General features: G+C 68.8%; 11 protein-coding genes. 8 read left to right on the top strand and 3 right to left on the bottom strand.

Annotation, left to right across the window (positions count from 1 at the left end; genetic code table 11):
• The first annotated feature begins 14 nt into the window (after positions 1 to 14).
• Entirely contained in the window at positions 15 to 2,291 is a 2,277-nt protein-coding gene (locus tag AC4GYY_RS15940) for an FdhF/YdeP family oxidoreductase (RefSeq protein ID WP_491121965.1), read from the top strand.
• Here the strand turns inward: AC4GYY_RS15940 and AC4GYY_RS15935 are convergent.
• Positions 2,288 to 3,064 carry a DeoR/GlpR family DNA-binding transcription regulator gene (locus tag AC4GYY_RS15935; RefSeq protein ID WP_491121964.1) on the bottom strand — a complete coding sequence of 259 codons (777 nt, stop codon included), beginning with the start codon at positions 3,062 to 3,064 and terminating at the stop codon, positions 2,288 to 2,290. The genes AC4GYY_RS15940 and AC4GYY_RS15935 overlap by 4 nt on opposite strands.
• Complete coding sequence (locus AC4GYY_RS15930) at positions 3,061 to 4,539, bottom strand: glycerol-3-phosphate dehydrogenase (RefSeq protein WP_491121962.1); 1,479 nt, start codon at positions 4,537 to 4,539, stop codon at positions 3,061 to 3,063. The genes AC4GYY_RS15935 and AC4GYY_RS15930 overlap by 4 nt, the downstream gene beginning before the upstream one ends.
• A gap of 115 nt (positions 4,540 to 4,654) precedes the next feature.
• Here AC4GYY_RS15930 and AC4GYY_RS15925 point away from each other — a divergent pair, with 115 nt between their 5' ends.
• Both AC4GYY_RS15925 and AC4GYY_RS15920 read left to right on the top strand, forming a co-directional pair.
• On the top strand, positions 4,655 to 5,563 hold the full coding sequence (locus AC4GYY_RS15925; RefSeq protein ID WP_491121960.1) for a 2-dehydro-3-deoxygalactonokinase: 909 nt from the start codon (positions 4,655 to 4,657) through the stop codon (positions 5,561 to 5,563).
• Positions 5,560 to 6,180 carry a 2-dehydro-3-deoxy-6-phosphogalactonate aldolase gene (locus AC4GYY_RS15920; protein WP_491121959.1) on the top strand — a complete coding sequence of 207 codons (621 nt, stop codon included), beginning with the start codon at positions 5,560 to 5,562 and terminating at the stop codon, positions 6,178 to 6,180. Before AC4GYY_RS15925 ends, AC4GYY_RS15920 begins: the two co-directional genes overlap by 4 nt.
• 61 nt (positions 6,181 to 6,241) lie before the next feature.
• Here the strand turns inward: AC4GYY_RS15920 and AC4GYY_RS15915 are convergent, their stop codons facing one another.
• Positions 6,242 to 7,783, bottom strand: coding sequence for an alkaline phosphatase (locus tag AC4GYY_RS15915; RefSeq protein WP_491121957.1), 1,542 nt, complete (start codon positions 7,781 to 7,783; stop codon positions 6,242 to 6,244).
• A 371-nt stretch (positions 7,784 to 8,154) separates the two neighbouring features.
• Here AC4GYY_RS15915 and AC4GYY_RS15910 point away from each other — a divergent pair, with 371 nt between their 5' ends.
• The 5 genes from AC4GYY_RS15910 to AC4GYY_RS15890 are packed head-to-tail and all read left to right on the top strand — an operon-like array spanning position 8,155 to position 14,516.
• The gene (locus AC4GYY_RS15910) at positions 8,155 to 9,723 is read left to right on the top strand and encodes a ShlB/FhaC/HecB family hemolysin secretion/activation protein (RefSeq protein ID WP_491122030.1); all 1,569 of its coding nucleotides are present in this window, start codon (positions 8,155 to 8,157) and stop codon (positions 9,721 to 9,723) included.
• Between the two features lie 17 nt (positions 9,724 to 9,740).
• Positions 9,741 to 11,525 carry a DUF2341 domain-containing protein gene (locus AC4GYY_RS15905; protein ID WP_491121956.1) on the top strand — a complete coding sequence of 595 codons (1,785 nt, stop codon included), beginning with the start codon at positions 9,741 to 9,743 and terminating at the stop codon, positions 11,523 to 11,525.
• Between the two features lie 12 nt (positions 11,526 to 11,537).
• Complete coding sequence (locus AC4GYY_RS15900; RefSeq protein WP_491121954.1) at positions 11,538 to 11,945, top strand: ExbD/TolR family protein; 408 nt, start codon at positions 11,538 to 11,540, stop codon at positions 11,943 to 11,945.
• A 9-nt stretch (positions 11,946 to 11,954) separates the two neighbouring features.
• Positions 11,955 to 12,677: a hypothetical protein gene (locus AC4GYY_RS15895; protein WP_491121952.1), complete on the top strand. Its 723-nt coding sequence runs from the start codon at positions 11,955 to 11,957 to the stop codon at positions 12,675 to 12,677.
• Between the two features lie 36 nt (positions 12,678 to 12,713).
• On the top strand, positions 12,714 to 14,516 hold the full coding sequence (locus AC4GYY_RS15890; RefSeq protein ID WP_491121950.1) for a putative porin: 1,803 nt from the start codon (positions 12,714 to 12,716) through the stop codon (positions 14,514 to 14,516).
• Positions 14,517 to 14,547 lie beyond the last annotated feature (31 nt).

The following is a 14,547-nucleotide window of genomic DNA, read 5'->3' as shown; positions in this document are numbered from 1 at the left end:
CCGGAGGGGCGAGCATGACCGAAGAGAAAGACACCGTTCATTATGACGGCCCCGAGGGTGGTTGGGGATCGCTCCGCGGGATGATCGAGACGGCGGGCCGGGAACGGCCGCGTCCGGCGGTGCTCGATACGCTCCGCCGGCAGAACAAGGTCGGCGGCTTCATGTGCGTGTCGTGCGCCTGGACCAAGCCCGCCCATCCGCACACGTTCGAGTTCTGCGAGAACGGCGCGAAGGCGACACTCTGGGAGAATACGACCAAGCGCTGCGGCCCCGAGTTCTTCGCCGCGCACACGATCACCGAGCTGAAGGGCTGGAAGGACTACGACCTCGAGCAGACCGGGCGGCTCACCCATCCCATGCGGTTCGACCCCGCGCTCGACAAATACGTGCCGTGCACCTGGGACGAGGCGTTCGCCGCGATCGGGGCGGAACTGAAGGCGATCGATCCCGGGGCGGCGATCTTCTACGCCTCGGGCCGGGCAAGCCTGGAGACGAGCTATCTCTACGCCCTGTTCGCCCGGATGTACGGGCACAACAATCTGCCCGACAGCTCGAACATGTGCCACGAGACCACCTCGGTCGGCCTCAAGAAGGTGATCGGATCCCCCGTCGGCACCTGCGTGCTGAGCGACTTCGACCTGTGCGACGCGATGTTCTTCTTCGGGCAGAATCCGGGAACCAACTCGCCGCGGCTGCTCCATCCGCTTCAGGAAGCTGTCAAGCGCGGGGTCGAGATCGTCACCTTCAACCCGATCCGCGAGACCGGGCTGGTCAAGTTCAAGAGCCCGCAGAACCCCGTCCAGATGCTCGGCGGGGCGGCGACGCCGATCTCGTCGCACTACCTCCAGGTCAAGACCGGAGGCGACATCGCGGCGATCACCGGCATGATCAAGCACGTCCTCGCCGCCGAGGAGACGCTGTGGCGCGAGGAACAGCGCCACGTCCTCGACGTCGATTTCATCGCGCAGCACACCAACGGGTTCGAACAGGCCAAGGCGTTCGCCAATTCGAAGAGCTGGGACGAGATCGAGCACGAGAGCGGTCTCGCGCGCGCCGACATCGAGGCGGCGGCAGACGTCTATATCCGCGCCAAGCGGACGATCTTCCTCTACGGCATGGGGATCACCCAGCACGTCCACGGCGCTGAGACGATCGGCGCGATCGTGAACCTGGCGCTGCTGAAGGGCAACATCGGGCGCGACGGCGCCGGCGTGTCCCCGGTCCGCGGACATTCGAACGTGCAGGGGCAGCGGACCGTCGGCATCTCGGAAAAGCCTGAACTGGTCCCGCTCGACACGCTTGCCAAACAGTTCGGTTTCGATCCGCCGCGGGACGAGGGGCTCAACACCGTCGAAGGCTGCAAGAAGATCATCTCGGGCGAGGTCAAGGCGTTCATCGGGCTCGGGGGCAATTTCGTCCGGGCGATTCCGGAGCGGGAGGCGATGGAACGGGCGTGGACCGGGATACGGCTGACCGTCCAGATCGCGACCAAGCTCAACCGCAGCCACCTGATCAACGGCGAGATCGCGTATCTGCTGCCGTGTCTCGGCCGGTCGGAAGAGGACGCCCAGGAATCGGGCGCGCAGGCGGTGACGATGGAGGACTCGCTGTCCTGCATCCACGGCTCGCTGGGCAATATCACGCCGGCGAGCCCGCATCTGCTGTCCGAGGTGGCGATCGTCGCGGGCATGGCGAAGGCGACGCTGGCGCCCAATCCGAAGGTCCCGTGGGACGCCTGGGTCGGCGACTACAGCCTGATCCGCGACGCGATCGAGCAGACCTATCCCGAGCAGTTCCACGACTTCAACGTCCGCGTGTTCACCCCCGGGGGCTTCTACCGCGGCAATTCGGCGCGTGAGCGCGTCTGGAAGACGGAGAGCAAAAAGGCCGAGTTCACCGTTCCGCCCAAGCTCAACGCCATGGGGGTGGACGACAAGGCCGGGCGGTGGCGGCTGATGACACTGCGGTCGAACGACCAGTTCAACACGACCATCTACGGCTATTCGGATCGGCTCCGCGGGATCGAGGGCACGCGCGACGTGCTGCTGATGAACCCGGAGGACATCGCCGCGGCGGGCCTCAGCGAGGGTCAGGTGGTCGGACTGGCGAGCGACGCCGACGACGGGGTCGACCGGCAGGTCGGCGGGCTGACGGTGACGCCGTTCCTGCTGCCGCGCGGGTGCCTGGGCGGCTATTATCCCGAACTCAACCCGCTGATCCCGCTCTGGTATCACGACCAGCAGTCGAAGACCCCGGCGGCAAAGGGAGTCCCCGTCAGGATCGTCGCCTAAGGAACCGCCTCAACGAGCTCGACTCCGGCCGCGCGGCAGAGGTCGGCCAGCCGCGGCTCGGCCCTGTCGGTGACGAGGTGATCCACCGCGTCGAGCCCCGCGATCCGGACCGGCGCGGCGCGGGCGAACTTGGTCGCGTCCGCGGCGAGGATGACGTGGCGCGCCTGCTGGATCACCGTCTGCGACACGCGGACCTCCTCGACGTCGAAGTCGAGGAGCGCGCCGTCCTGGTCGATCGCGGAACAGCCGATCAGCGCATAATCGACCTTGAACCCGCGGATGAAGTCGGTCGCGAGCGCGCCGACTACGGCCCGGTCCGCGGCGCGGACCCGACCCCCGGCGACCAGCACCTCGATCGTCGGCGCGCCGGCGAGGATCTCCGCGACGTTGAGGTTGTTGGTCACTACCAAGAGGTGGCGCCGGTCCGTCAGCGCTCTTGCGATCGCCTCGGCGGTCGTGCCGATGTTGATGATGACGCTCGCGCCGTCCGGCACCAGGTTCGCCGCCGCCACGCCGATCGCCGCCTTCGCCTCCGCCGCGATATGGCGACGCGCCTCGCGGTCCAGGTTGTCCACGCCCGAGGTGACGACCGCGCCGCCGTGGACCCGCGACAGCAGCGCGCGACCGGCGAGTTGGCTGAGGTCGCGCCGCACCGTCTGTGGCGTCACCTCCAGCGCGGCCGCCAAGGCCTCCACCGAGACGTGACCGGTCGCGCGCGCGAGATCGAGGATGCGCCGGTGGCGACGCGCGACGACGTCGGGCGCGTCGCTCATTCCAGATGCGCGGCGACGCGCTCGGCGGCGCCTGAGGGGACATGGAGGCCAAGCTTCGAACGGCGGTACAGCACGTCTTCGGCGGTCCGCGCCCATTCGTGATCGCGCAGATAGTCGACCTCGCGCGCAGTCAGCCCGCCGCCGAAATCCTCGCCGAGATCGCTCATTTTCGTCGCGTCGCCCAGCAGTGTCCGGATCCGAGTCCCATAGGCGCGCGCGAGACGGCGGAGCAGCGCTGCGGGCAGACCGGGACGCGAGCGGACGAGTTCGTCGACGAAGCCGTCGAAATTCCCGTCGATGTCGCCCCCGGGGAGCACCGCCCCCGCCGTCCAGGCACCGTTCGCCGCGGGGAAGAACGGCGCGAGCTTGGCCAACGCATGTTCGGCGAGCTTGCGGTAGGTGGTGATCTTCCCGCCGAACACGCTGAGCATCGGCGCGCCTCCCGGCCCCGCGTCGAGATCGAGCACATAGTCGCGGGTCACCGCCGAGGCGTTGCCGGCGTGATCGTCGTAGAGCGGGCGGATGCCCGAATAAGTCCAGGCGATGTCGGCTTCCGCAAGCTGCGCCGTGAAATAGCGGTTGGCCGTATCGAGCAGGTAGCGCCTCTCCTCGGCGTCGATCTCGGGCGGCGCGGGCTCGCCGCTCCACGGCTGGTCCGTCGTGCCGATCAGCGTATACCTACCCTCATAGGGGATCGCGAACACGATCCGCCGGTCCGGGTTCTGGAGCATGAAGGCGTGCGGCCCGTCGTACAGCCGCGGCACCACGATGTGGCTGCCCTTGACCAGCCGGACGCCGCGATCGGTGCGCGCGCCGGGGACCTTGGCGAGAATCTGCGCGACCCAGGGCCCGGCGGCGTTGACCAGCGCGCGGGCGCGGACCTCACGCTCTCCGTCCACATCGACGATCGTCACGCTCCACACGTCCCCCTCTCGCCGCGCCGCGATCAGCCGGGTGCGGGGACGGATGTCGGCGCCGCGATCGGCGGCGTCGCGGGCGTTGAGGACGACGAGCCGGCTGTCCTCGACCCAACAGTCCGAATAGACGAACGCCCGGCCGCGCCGGTCCTTCAAGCCCGCGGCGACCGGCGATCGATCGAGCCGGATCGTCTCGGTCGCAGGCAGGTTCTTTCGGCCGCCGAGATGATCGTAGAGGAACAGTCCGGCGCGCACCATCCAGGCGGGACGCGGCGACTGAGTCTGCGGCAGCACGAAACGCAGTGGCCAGATGATGTGGGGCGCCATCCGCCACAGACGCTCGCGTTCGATCAGCGCCTCGCGCACCAGCCGCACCTCGCCATATTCGAGATAGCGCAGGCCGCCGTGGATCAGCTTGGTCGACGCCGACGAGGTGTGGCTCGCCAGATCGTCCTGCTCGACGAGCAGCACGGCAAGCCCCCGCCCCGCCGCGTCGCGGGCGATCCCCGCACCGTTGACGCCACCGCCGACGATCAGGAGGTCGAATGGCTCGCTCATTCCCGACCCCTAGCATCGAAGGTCAGGACCGAAAATGGGAATGTTCGTTTGATCGTACCGTTCTGTTCGTTCTCCCGGGCTTTCGGCTCGGTCGAAAGCGCGTTAGTCCGGGGCCATGCCGAGCTCCTCGCCGATCGACGTCTCGGACGCTTGGTCCGCTCGGCGGCTCATCGCGGTCGATTGGGGCACGACCAACCGCCGCGCCTTCGTCCTCGACGGCGGCCGCGTGTCCTACCGGGAGCAGGAGCCGCGCGGCGTGACCGCGATCGCGCCCGGCGGGTTTCCCGCCGAGGTGGCGGCCCTCCGCGCGCGGCTGGGTGCGTTGCCGATGCTCCTCGCCGGCATGGTGGGCTCGACGCTGGGATGGCGCGCCGCTCCCTATGTCTCCGTCCCGGCCGGCGTGCGCGAACTCGGGGACGGGCTTCTCCGTATCGATGAGCGCACCGCGATCGTTCCCGGTGTGATGACGCTCGCGGACGGCCGCGGCGACGTGATGCGCGGTGAGGAGGTCCAGGCCTTGGGCGCGGCTGCCGCCGCGCTCGTTCCTGCGGACGCGCTGCTCTGCCATCCGGGCACCCATTGCAAGTGGGTGCGATTGAGCGAGGGACGGATCGACGGCTTCGTCAGCGCTATGACGGGTGAGCTCTTCGCGCTTCTGCGCAGCCACAGCGTGCTCGCACCCCAAATCCAGGATAAGGTCGCATCCGGTGGCGCGTTCCTCGAGGGCGTCGCCGAGGGCGGTCGCCGCGACCTCGCCGCCTCGCTGTTCGGCGTACGCGCCGCGTCTCTGCTGCGGACGCGCGACGACGCGGGCGCGGCCTCGTTCGTGAGCGGGTTGCTGATCGGCAGCGACGTCGCGGCGCGTCTCGCCACGACGGAGTTCGAGACCGTCCACGTTCTCGCCGAGCCGGCGCTCGCCGCGCTCTACGCAGTCGCCATCGAGTCGCAGGGGCGGCGCGCGGTGGTCGTCGACGCCGAGGCGGCGTTCGTCTCCGGCATGACCGTCCTCGGAGACCGGATATGACAGCTTTCGATCGCGCGTTCGCGACCTGCCCGCTCGTTGCGATCCTGCGCGGGGTGCGCCCCGATGACGTCGAGCCGATCGGCGACGCGCTGGTCGGCGCCGGCTTCACGCTGATCGAGGTGCCGCTCAATTCGCCGGACCCGCTCGACAGCATCGCACGCCTCTCGCGGCGGTTGGCGGGCAAGGCGGTGGTCGGCGCGGGAACGGTGCTCGACATCGAGGCCGTGACGGCGGTGATGGCCGCGGGCGGCGAGATGATCGTCTCGCCCAACGCCGATCCGGCGGTGATCGCGGCGAGCGTCGCGTCGGGAATGGTCTCGCTTCCCGGCATCGCCACGCCGAGCGAGGCGTTCGCGGCGCTCCGGGCCGGCGCGACCGCGCTCAAGCTGTTCCCGGCGGAGGCCGCAAGCCCGGCGGCGCTCAAGGCGATGCTGGCGGTGTTGCCGCGCGGCGTTCGCGTGCTCCCGGTCGGCGGCGTGACCCCTGATTCGATGGCCCCGTGGCGCGCGGCCGGCGCGGCAGGCTTCGGCCTCGGCTCGGCCCTCTATCGGCCGGGCATGGGCGTGCCTGAAGTGGCGGCGCGCGCGTCGGCCTTCGTCCGGCAGTTCGCCTCCTGACACGAAGAAGGGCGGCACCGGCTCGCGCCGGCACCGCCCCGATCGTCGTTGCGAGCTTGGCTCAGTCGGCCTTCGACAGCGCCGCCTTCAGGAACGCACCGACCTCGGTCTGGTCGATGTAGTTGCCATGACCGCGGCGGTCACCGTTGGCGTCGATGTACGTGTCGACGTGGGTCGCCGCGGCGATCAGATCCTTCGAACCCGCGCCATAGGCATAGAGCGGGACTAGCCCGGTGCCGTGGTTCGGACCGAAGAACTTCGCGCCCGGCATCTTCCCGGGGCCGTTGTCCTGAAGCTTCTGGAACGGAACGGTCGCGCCGTCCGGGCCATAGAGCAGGTGGTCGTGATCGGCCGAGACGATCAACAGGGTGTTGTCCCAGTTGGCGTCGGTGTCGGCGCGATTCACCCAGTCGATGATCGCCTGGACCGTGTCGTTCGAGGCGATCTGCTCCTCGATCATCCGGCCTTCGTTGTTGGCATGCTCGGCGCGGTCGACCGCGCCCGCCTCGGTCATCAGATAGAAGCCGCGCGGCTTGCCGCGGGGGGTGATCTGGCGGCCCAGCGCATTGAGCGCCGCGACGGTCAGTTCGGCCTGGGTGGGCGTATCGGTGCGGAGCGGATCGGTGAACGGCTCCTTGGTGTGCGGGTCCGCCGGGTTGGTGGTCTCGCCCGCGCGGTTGAACTGGGTCGAGGTGTAGCTCTTGACGATCATCGCGAGCTTCTCGGGAGCCGGTGCCGTGCCGTTCGCCAGCGCCTGGATGGCGCTGCGGTCGCGGACCAGGTTGAAGTTGTACGCATTGTGGCCCGAGACGTTGGTGCCGTTGACCAGATCGGTCCAGGTCGCCTCCGAAACCCAGTTGTAGACGGGGGTCGTGCGCAGCACGCCGTTGTCGTCATAGTCGGGGCTGCCGGCGCCGCCGATCACGTCGAGCATGCCGTTGCCGAACATCTCGTCCGCGATCGCGAAGTGGTTGGCGCGCGCGATGTTGTGCGCGCCGCCGAGCGCCGCCGGAGTGGCGTCGCTGAACTCGACCGTGGTGACGACGCCGGTGCGCTTGCCGCCCTTGCGGGCCGCCTGGAGCAGATCGACGATCGTGACCTGCGGATCGCCCGAGCCATCCACGTTGATCGCGTTGTTGTAGGTCTTGTGACCGTTCGACAGCGCCGACGCGGTGTTGCCCGAATCGGGATGCGCGAAGCGGCTGAACTCATAGCCCGCAAACGCGGCCGGATAGGCGCTGTAGCCGCTCACGGTCGACGGACCCGCGACCGGGGTGGCATCCCAGAACTTCGCCGAATCGTACACCGATGCCGGGTCCTGCTCGTCGGTGCCCGGGGTGTTGTTGGTGGGGCTGTCGGGGCGCAGCGGATAGGTCGAGGCGAAGGTCCGGCGGAACGGCTTGCCGTCGGTCACGAGATTGCCGCCGAGGTACAGTCGCGTGGCGTCGTACACGGTCGGCCCGCCGCCGTCGTTGATCACGACGATGACGTTCTGGATCTTCGAGGCGGGCTTGGACGCGGCCACCGAGGCCGACGGCGCGGTCTGCGCGACGGCGGGAACGGCGACGAGCGCCGCTCCCAGAAGGAGTGCGGACTTGATCATGATTGTTTAGCCCCTGTTAAGGTGTTGGCGGTGCCGCTCTAGGAGCCGCTCGTGACAACGCGGCGTCCCTTCCGCGTCAGTCCCGCGACGGAGCGAAGACGGTTTCGTGACCATCAACGATCGGCGACCCATCCGCGTCGATCCGGCCGCTCGCGGCGGGAGTCGCAATAGTTTCACAAAAGTTTCGCAAAGGACCTCTCGTCGCCGAACGCCCGAGGCGCGGCAGGGATTACAAATGCCCTGCTTCTTGGTAGGATTAAGACGGCGTCGAGTCAGGGGTTCGGGGGTTGATGCTCGGTTCACAGATCCACGGCGCCGTCTGGCGCGGGCTGGCATGCGTTGCGGCATGCGGCGGATCGGTGTCCGTGGCGATGGCCCAGGACGGCGGGCAGCCGCAGCCGGCTGCGCAGGCGTTCACCATCGAGGCGTTCGACGTCTCCGGCGTGACCCGGTTCGACGCGGATCAGCTCGCGGAGATCGTCTATCCCTACTCCGGCCCCGACAAAAGCTCCGCCGACGTCGAGGCCGCACGCAAGGCGCTGCAGGACGCCTACGCCAAGCGGGGCTTCGAGGCCGTGGTGGTCGAGATCCCGGTCCAGCCGCCCGAGACGTTCTCGCGTGGGATCGTCCAGCTGACCGTCAACGAGGCGCCGCTCGGCCAGGTGATCGTCTCCGGCGGGAAATATCATTCGGACGAGCGGGTCCGCAGCCAGGTGCCGTCGCTGGTGCCCGGCCAGCCGATCGACCTCGCCGCGCTCCAGCGCGACGTCGCCGCCGCCAACCGCTTCCCCGACCGCACGATCACGCCGACGTTCAAGCCGAGCCCGAGTTCCGGCGCGGTCGACGTCGAGCTCAAGGTCAAGGACGAGCTGCCGTTCCACGCCAGCGTCGAGGTGAACGACGACAACAGCCCGTCGACGACCCGCACCCGCGTCGCCAGCTCCTTTCGTTATACGAACCTGGGCGGCACCGGGCAGACGCTGTCGGGCACGTACATCTACGCCCCCGAGCGCAAGAAGGACAGCGAGGTCATCTCGGGATCGTACAGCGTGCCGCTGATCGGCACGCCGTGGACCTTCCTCGCCTACGGCTACAAGTCGAACAGCGACATCGCCGCGCTCGGCGGCAGCAACGTGCTGGGCAACGGCGCCCAGATCGGCGTTCGCGCGGTCTACAAGCTGCCCGCCGACAAGACCTACCAATCGGTCAGCGTCGGCCCCGACTTCAAGGACTTCAAGCAGGACATCACCGTCGGCGGCAAGCCCGCCGGCTCGGCGCCGATCCGATATGTCCCGATCGTCGCCGAATACAGCCTGTCGGGCGCGACCGAGGCGTCGAGTTACGACTTCACGCTCGGGATGACCGCGGGTCTGCGCGCCATCAAGCGGACCACCTGCGTGATCGTCGTCACCGGCCAGCCCTGCGTCCCCGTCGACCAGTTCCGCAACCGCGAGATCGACTCGAACGAGAACTTCTTCCACCTGAACTTCCAGGGAAATTACGCGCGCACGTTCCTGGGCGATTTCGTCGCCGCCTACCGGGTCAATGCCCAGATCGCCGACTCGCACCTGATCACGAACGAGCAATATGCGATCGGCGGGCTCACCAACGTGCGCGGCTATTATCAATCCGAAGCGGTCGGGGACGACGGCTTCAACCAGTCGTTCGAGCTGCGCTCGCCGTCGGCGGCATCGCTGTTCGGCAGCGTCGTCGACGAGCTGCGCATCTATGCCTTCGTCGACATGGGCTACGCCCATGTGCGCAGCGCGTTGCTCGAACAGAAGACCGATTTCCGGCTGATCGGGCTCGGCGGCGGCGCGAAGCTGCGCGTGTTCCAGATGTGGAGCGGCGAGATGTCGATCGGCGTGCCGCTGCGCGACGGTCCGGTGAGCGACGCGGGCGATCCGCGCGCGGTCTTCGTGGTGAGGGGCGAATTCTGATGCAGGGGGAACGCACGATGACCAGGTGGCTGATGCGGCTCGCATTGCCGCTGCTAATGTTGCTGGGGGCGTTCCCCGCGGCGGCGCAGGAGGGGGCGAAGGGCGCCGGCTGGTGGAACAAGGACTGGCAGTATCGCAAGGCGGTGACGGTCGACACCTCGCCCTCGGGGGTGAACTCCTCCGGTCCGATCGGCCGCACGGTGGTGCTGATCCGCCTCCACAACGGCGATTTCACCTTCAGCGACACGCTGGAGAACGGTGCGGACCTCCGCTTCGTCGACAGCGACGACAAGACGCCCCTCGCCTTCCACATCGAACGCTTCGACAAGACCAACGGCCTGGCCGCGGCGTGGGTCTCGGTGCCGAACCTCAACGGCGGCGAGAAGCGCCAGATCTGGCTTTATTTCGGCAACGCCAACGCGCCCGTCGGGCAGGACGCGAAGGGGACGTTCGATCCCGATTACATGGCCGCCTATCACTTCGGCGAGAAGCTCGGGACGGCCGCCGCGGACTCGACCGCGAACGGCAACGCCGCGCAGAACGCGCCGGCGGGGATCGACCCGAACGGGATCGTCGGCCAATCGGCGCGCTTCCCCGGCCAGGGCGCGCTCCAGATCGCGCCGACGCCTTCGCTGGCGATGCCCGCCGGGGCGCCGTTCACGTTCAGCGCCTGGGTCCGCCCCGATCAGCTCGGCGGACAGTCGGCGATCCTGTCCCGCGGCGCGATGGTCTTCGGCTTGAACGCCGGCGTCCCGTTCGCGCAGGTTGGCGCCGCCGCGCTCCAGGCGCAGGCGGCCGTCAAGCAGGGCGAATGGACGCATCTGGCGCTGGTCGCCGACGGGACGACGATCAAGATCTACGTGAACGGCGTCGAGGCCGCCGCCGCCACCGCGGCGCTCCCCGCGCTCGACGGGCCGATCGCAATCGGCGGGGCCGATGGCCGCCCGTTCACCGGCGAGATCGACGAGCCGCGGCTGTCGAAAACCGCGCGCCCGGCGGCGATGCTGCTCGCCATGGCGCAGTCCGAAGGGCCGCAGGGCAAGCTCGTCTCGGTCGCGGAGACCGCGGAGAAGCAGTCGTCCGGCAGCGGCGTGCTGGGCTTCATCATCTCGAAGCTCGAGCCGATCGACGCGGGGGTCGTCGGGATCTGCATGCTGCTGCTGGTCGGGGCGCTGTTCGTGATGTGGCGCAAGTTCCAGTATCTGAACGACGCCGCCCGCGGCAACGACCTGTTCATGAAGCGCTTTCGTCAGATGCACGAGAATCTCGTGCCGGTCGACGCGGTCGAGGGGATCGGCCCGGGCGAGGTCAAGCGCATCAACGCCTCGCCGCTCGGTAGGATCTACGAAGTGGGGATCGACGAGTTCGACATCCGCCGCCGCGTGCTCGGCACCCGCCCGCTCTCGGGCGAGGCGGTCGAGGCAATGCGCGCCGCGATCGACGCGCAGGTCGTCGCCGAGAACCAGAAGCTCGACGCGGCGATGGTGCTGCTGACGATCGCGATCTCGGGCGGGCCGTTCATCGGACTGCTCGGCACCGTCATCGGTGTGATGACCGTGTTCGGCGGCGTGGCGATGGCGGGCGACGTCAACGTCAACGCGATCGCGCCGGGGATCGCGGCGGCGCTGCTGGCGACGATCGCCGGCCTCGCCGCGGCGATCCCCTCCTTGTTCGGGTACAATTACCTCAACGGGCGGATCAGCAAGCTCGCCGACGACATGCGCGTGTTCGTCGACCGGCTGATCACGCGCCTCGCCGAGATGCAGCACGACCGCTCGGCCTATGCCGAAGCGGCGGAATAAGGAGAGCGAGCGATGCAGGTAGGCGGCGGCCGCAAGGCCTATGACGACATCAACATCACGCCGATGCTCGATCTGGCGTACGTGCTGCTCGTCATCTTCATCCTGATGGCGACGGCCAGCGTCCAGGGCATCAAGGTCGATCTGCCCAAGGCCTCTTCGGCGAAGAGCCTGGTCGAACCCAAGACGATCGCGATCACGGTCAACCAGGAAGGGCAGATCTTCATGGACGCCTTCCCGGTGACGATCGCCGATCTCGAGACGCGGCTGCGCACCGCCAAGGCGACCAATCCCGACGTGCCGATCGTGCTGAAGGGCGATGCGACGGCGCAATACGGCAAGATCACCGAGGTGCTCGACCTGTGCCGCCAGCTCGATCTCTCCAAGGTCGGCCTGGTCACCGGCAAGCAGGCGGGGGCCTGAGGCGGAGCGATGGCGAGCGCGTTCGACGACTTCGACGAAGGCCGGGACGGCGGCGTACGCCGCTGGCTGCCGCTCGCCGTCATCGCGCTCGTCCTCGCCGCGCTCGGCTATTGGCTCTATCTGCAAGTGTCGGGCAAGCACGGGGTCAAGGTGGAGGCGCCGCCGCCGGTCGCGGTGAACATGCTGCCGCCGCCTCCCCCGCCGCCGCCGCCGCCGCCCAAGCCCGTGGTTGAGCCCCCCAAGCCCGCCGACGCGCCCAACCCCGTGCCGAACCCGGAGCCGCCCAAGGCGCCGTCCGCGCCTGCGCCGATGACGATCAACGGTCCGGCGCAGGCTGGCGCCGACAGCTTCGGACTGTCGGCGGGCAGCGGCACGGGCACGGGCGCGCCGTCGAGCGGGGGCACCTGCCTCGGCACGAACTGCGGCACGGGGACCGGCGGGGGCGGCGGCGGGCTCAGCGACGCCTTCTACACCCGCTATCTCTCGGGCGCGCTCCAGGAGCGGGTGCAGGACAACGGCAAGGTCAACCGGCTGGTCTTCAACGCCGGCTTCGCGATCACGATCGAGGGCGGCCGGGTGGTCGGCGCGCGGCTGACGCGCTCGACCGGCAAGCCCGATCTCGACGCGCAGCTGCGCGCCATCCTCGAAGGAACGACGGGGCTCACCGCCCCGCCCGCCGGCTGGAACGGCCGCGCACGTGAGATCACCGTCCGCGGCCGCCGCGGGGTCTGAGGGAAACGACGGCTCCGGCCGACAAGGGGAAGAGTTGTGACCAAGAGAATGCTCCTCGCGACAGCCCTCGGCGCCTCGGCGCTGACCGCAGCGCCGTCGCTCGCGCAGACCCAGGCCACGCCCGCGGCCTCCGCCGGTCAGCGCGCGCCCGGGCCGGTCTCGGCCCCCGCGCCGGAGCTGCCGACTTCGCCGACCGACAATGCGATGGTCAATCTCGTCCGGCTGCTCGCCGAGCGCGGCGTCATCACCAAGGATGCGGGCGCGGCGCTGATCCAGCAGGCGCAGGCGGAGGCGTCGACCGCCAGGCTCCAGGGCCAGCAGGCCGCGGGCGACCTGCCCCCCGCCCCCGCCGGCACGATCCGCGTTCCCTACATCCCCGCGACGGTGCGCGACCAGATCAAGGAGGAGTTGCGGACCGAGGTGCTGGCGAAGGCCAAGGACGAGGGCTGGGCCGCGCCCGAGCAGGCGGCGTCGGAGTGGACGCGCAAGATGAACCTCTACGGCGACGTCCGCGTCCGCTCGCAGTCGACCTTCTTCGCCGCGACCAACTCCAACCAGATCTTCAACTTCGCCGCGATCAACAACAACGGCCCGACCGACGTGCTCAACACGCCGGCCATCCCCTATCTCAACACCCGGGTCGACCGGCCGAACGACCTGCGCCTGCGCCTGCGCCTCGGCCTCGACGCCAAGATCAGCGACGCGGTGACCGCCGGGATCATGCTCATGACCGGCGACGACCCGAACCCGGTCGCGTCGAACGTCTCGCTCGGCGCCGGCTTCGCCAAGCGCCAGCTCTACGTCCAGCGCGCGTTCGTGAAGGTCCAGCCGGAGGAGTGGGCGTCGGTGACGCTCGGCCGCTTCGACAACCCGTTCGTATCGACGCCGATCGTGTTCGACGAGGATCTGGAGTTCGACGGCGTCGCCGCCGACCTGGAGTTCGGCCAGCTGATCGGCTCGGGCGTGACGCTCGGCCTTCGGGGCGGCGCCTTCCCGCTCGATTTCGGCGACCTGAACTACGTCTCGACCAGCCCGGACAAGACGAAGTTCCCGCGCAAATATCTGTTCTCGGGCCAGGTGGAGGCGGGAGCCGACGTCGACGGGGGCATCACTTTCCGGGCGGCCGCGGCCTATCACTATTTCCAGAACCTGCAGGGCGAATTGTCCGATCCGTGCCTGATCTACGCCGGCGCGACCGAATGCTCGACCGACGGGCGGCGACCGTTCTTCCTGCGCCAGGGCAACACGCTGTCGCCGCTGCGCCAGATCGCGGTCGATCCGAACCTGCCGGCGGGCCAGATCCAGCCGCAACCGCAGTTCTTCGGCCTCACCTTCAACTACCAGCTCGCCGACTTCAACGCGGTCCTGACGGTGCCCGTCAGCGAGCATACGAACGCGGTGCTGGGCGGCGACTATGTCCGCAATCTGGGCTTCAAGCGCCGCGACATCTGCCGCAACGGGCTCCTCGGCCAGCCGTTCAACAACGGCGGCAGCGACGGCGACGGCAACATCTGCTCGGCGACCAATCCGACCAGCTTCGCCGGCGGTGACACCGCTTATACGATCTACGGCCAGGTCGGCGTCGCCCGACCGAAGCGCTGGGGCGAGTGGAACGTCCAGGCGGGCTATCGCTACATCGAGAGCGACGCGACGCTCGACGCCTTCAGCGACGACAATTTCCACAACGGCGGCACCAACGCGAAGGGCTATTACCTCGCCGGGACGCTCGGGCTCTACGACGGGCTTTCGCTCGGCGCGCGCTGGATCAGCGCCAACGAGATTTCGGGCGAACCCTATGCGGTCGACCTGCTGCAAGTCGACCTGATCGCATCATTCTAGTCAATCGAGCGTCGCCCCGAGGAGTATCATC

The sequence above is a fragment of the Sphingomonas sp. SP6 genome, from assembly GCF_058313435.1.
Note: the sequence above shows the minus strand (reverse complement) of the source record. Positions and strands in the feature narration are given on the sequence as shown.